At 70.0% G+C, this 3,724-nt stretch carries 2 protein-coding genes and 1 pseudogene; all 3 read right to left on the bottom strand.

What is annotated here, in order from left to right:
* Positions 1-687: pseudogene (locus tag D7Y11_RS42000) on the bottom strand (hypothetical protein); the annotation flags it as partial.
* An 85-nt stretch (positions 688-772) separates the two neighbouring features.
* The gene (gene dnaX, locus D7Y11_RS41995) at positions 773-1,984 is read right to left on the bottom strand and encodes a DNA polymerase III subunit gamma/tau (RefSeq protein WP_126936465.1); all 1,212 of its coding nucleotides are present in this window, start codon (positions 1,982-1,984) and stop codon (positions 773-775) included.
* A gap of 77 nt (positions 1,985-2,061) precedes the next feature.
* Positions 2,062-3,600, bottom strand: a complete 1,539-nt coding sequence (locus D7Y11_RS41990; protein WP_120581585.1) for an NAD(P)/FAD-dependent oxidoreductase — start codon at positions 3,598-3,600, stop codon at positions 2,062-2,064.
* Positions 3,601-3,724 lie beyond the last annotated feature (124 nt).

The raw sequence follows: 3,724 nt of genomic DNA, 5'->3' as shown, positions 1-3,724 counted from the left end.
GGGGCGGGCCGCGGACGGGGACAGGCCGTCCATGACGACGCCCGGGGCCGGAGGGGTCTCCATCGCGGGAGCCGCGCCGCCGCCATTGCGCAGGAAGGACAGCGGGCGCGCGGCGGACGGAGACAGGTCGTCCATCACCACCGGCGCGGAAGGCACGGCGGCGGGCGTGGGCGCGGGACCGCTCGCGCCACCGCCATTGCGAAGGAAGGAGAGGGGACGGGCCGCCGCGGGGGACAGGCCCTCCATCAGCGCGGCGGGTGGCGTCCGCGTGGCCACGGCGGAGGCACCGGCCGGGGCTGGCTCACCGGGCGATGCAGGGTGCGCCGGAGCACGCGTGTCGTCGAAGGGCCGGACGGTGGCCCCCGCGTGCGCGGAAGGACCTTGAGCATCGAACGGACGCGGCGTTGCCCCCGCGTACGCGGACGGGCCCTGCGTGTCCGCCATGCGCGGCGGGACTCCCGTTGACACGGATGTGGACGGAGGCACTGGACGCGACGAGGCCTCCGCGTGCACGAACGGGCCCTGCGCATCGAACGGACGCGGCGTTGCCCCTTCGTACGTGGAGGGGCCCTGCGTGTCCGCCATGCGCGGCGGGACTCCTGTCGACGCGGATGTGGACGGAGGCACCGGACGCGACGCGGTCTCCGCGTGCACGGCCGGACCCTGCGCATCGAACGAACGCGGCATGGCGCCCGTCTGCGCGGGAGCCCCCGGACCTTCGACAGGACGCGCCGCCGCTACGGGCGCGGGCGCGCGGACTTCGGCCTGGACCTCAGACGCGAAAGTTCGCGGGACCGGGGCGACCTCCTGGCGCCCCGGTCGTGCTCTTCGCGGCGCCTTCCGCGCCAAGTCCCGCGGACAGCCGCTCCACGCGGGCCAGCAGGTCGGGAATCGAACCGGCCGGGGACAGCTGGATGGCCTTGAGCAGCGCCATCTCCAGCGCCAGCCGGGGCTGCGCCGCTCGCGACACGTCCCAGATGCAGCCGTGCACGATGTCGAACAGCCGCGACAGCTGCGCCGTGTCCGCTTCCTTCGCCAGCGCCAACAGCGCCTTCTGCTCGGACTCCGCCAGCTCCGCGGGCGCCTCACCCAGCGACTTCGTCACGAAGAGATGCCGCAGCTGCAGCGCCAGCTCCTCCGCCAGCCGCTTCAGGTCCAGGCCCCGGTTGAACACTTCATCCACCCGGCCCAGCACGCGCTTCGCGTCCTTGCGGACCAGCGCCTCCGCGAAGTCCTGCACCACCGTGCGGTCGATGGCGCCCATCGCCTCCGCGACGGCATCGTCCGTGGGGTTGGGACCGCACGACGCGAGAATCTGATCCAACAGGCTCAGCGCGTCGCGCATGCCGCCTTCGGACTGGCGCACCACCAGCGACAGCGACTGCTCGGAGATGCCCGCGCCTTCCGCCTGGCAGATCTCCTTCAGCCGCTGGAGCATCCGCGCCGCGGAGATGCGCCGGAAGTTGTGGCGCTGGCAGCGCGACAGGATGGTGTCCGGGAGCTTGTGCGCCTCCGTCGTCGCGAAGATGAACTTCACGTGACCGGGCGGCTCCTCCAGCGTCTTCAGGAGCGCGTTGAACGCCGCGCCGGAGAGCATGTGGACTTCGTCGATGATGTAGATCTTGTGGCGGTCGCGCTGCGGCAGGTACTTCGCGTTCTCGCGAATCTCGCGCACGTTCTCGACGCCGTTGTTGGACGCACCGTCGATCTCCGCCACGTCCACGCTGGTGCCGGCGGTGATTTCGGTGCACGCCCGGCAGGTGCCGCACGGGGTCGCCGTGGGGCCCTGCTCACAGTTGAGCGCCTTGGCGAGCAGGCGGGCGGCCGTCGTCTTGCCCACCCCTCGAGGACCGCAGAACAGGTACGCGTGCGCGACCCGGTCCATCTTGATGGCGTTCCCGATGGTCCGGACCACGTGCTCCTGGCCGGTCATGTCATCGAACTTCTGCGGGCGCCATTTGCGGGCGAGGACGAGGTAGCTCATGGGGACAACCATCTAAACACGGCGGGCAAAAGGATCCATGGAACGTCCATTCCGCCCGCCGTGAGACGCACTCCGTCTCAGCGTCCGAGCGCCTGTAGCACCACGTTGGCCGCGTTGTGGCCCGCCGCGCCGATGACACTTCCCGCCGGGTGGCAGCCCGCGCTGCAGAAGTAGAGCCCCTGCACCGGCGTCTCATAGGGCAGCCGGTCGGTGAACCCGCGCTTGTTGTCCACATGGTGGATGTGGCCGCGGGTGATGCCGAAGTGGGACTCAATCTTCGGCGGCGTGAGCGCGAAGTACTCCTGCACCAGGTCGCTGGTGCCGGGCGCGAAGCGGTCGCAGATGGACAAGAGGTGCTTCACGTAGCGCGCCTCCTCCTTCTCCCAGGTGGTGCCCTCCAGCTTCTCCGGCACCCACTCCACGAAGAGGGCGGAGTTGTGGTGCCCTTCCTCGTCCTTCAGGGTCGGGTCCACCGTGGTGTGCACGTACCACTCGATGGAGGGGAACTCCGCCAGCCGTCCGGCCTTCGCCTCCTTGTAGCCGTGCGCGAGCGCCCCCAGCACGTCGTCCTCCTGAGGCAGCAGGTGGATGGTGGGCCCGAACTGGCCCCGGTCCTCCGGCAGGCAGGTGAAGGTGGGCAGGGACTTGAGGCACAGGTTCACCTTGAGAGTGGTGCCCGGCGAGGACATCCCGTCCACCATGCTCCGGTACTCCTTGTTCAGCGCCTCCGAGTCCATCAACTTCATCGTGCGGAACGGGTCCGCGTTGGAGACCACGACCTTCGCGGACAGTTCCTCGCCGTTCTCCAGCACCACGCCCTTCACCACGCCGCTGTCCACGCGCACTGACGCCACCTTCGCGTTCGTGCGCAGCTGGGCGCCGTGCTTGCGCGCCAGCGCCGCGATGCGCTGGGTGACGGTGCCCATGCCTCCTTCGACAATCATCCACGTGCCGCCGCTGCCCGGCAGCCGGCAGAGGTTGTGCACCAGCAGGTTCATGCCCGTGCCCGGCGTGTCGTAGCCACCGTCCAGGCCGGAGAACGCGTCGGTGACGGCGTACATCGCCTTCACGAAGTCGGACTTGTAGCCGAAGCGCTCCAGGTACTCGCGTGCCGTGCCTCGGCACAGATGGATGAAGTGCTGGCGCAGGGCCGGGCGCACGTAGCGCTCCGCCGTCTCCTCCAGCGACACGGGCGGCAGGAGCCACGCGGGCGCCAGGTCCTCGCGCAGCGCCGCCAGCTCCGTGTTCATGGCGACGTGGGCGTTCCAGTCCGCCTCGGAGAAGAACTCGCGGAACTGCCGCTCCAGCTCCCGCTCATCCGAGCCGAAGAGCAGGTAGCGCTTGTCCATGGTGGGCAGGAAGTAGTGCGGGTCGCGGCGCTTGAGGGGCAGCTCCAACTGGAGCTCCTGGAGCAGCTCCGGCGGCATCAGCCCCAGGAGGTACGCGCCGGTGGAGACGCCCAGCTTCGGCGCCGTGCGGAACGGGTACTCCGTCTTGCACGCGCCGCCCACCTGGTCCTTCTCTTCCAGCACGGTGACCGACAGGCCCCGGCGCGCGAGCATCGCCGCCGCGACAAGTCCGTTGTGGCCCGCACCCACCACGATGACGTCTGGCATGGTCTTCCTCCTTGGGGAAAAGGCCGTTCCTAGCCGAGCCGCGGCCTCCTCGACAAACACCGTGCGTCTTGCGCAGGACGCCAGGGCCGGAAAGAGTCGCGCCAGCCACGTGAACGCCCCCAAC

Source organism: Corallococcus sp. AB018 (assembly GCF_003986945.1).
Classification (GTDB): domain Bacteria; phylum Myxococcota; class Myxococcia; order Myxococcales; family Myxococcaceae; genus Corallococcus; species Corallococcus exiguus.
This window is presented reverse-complemented; position numbering and strand designations above follow the sequence as displayed.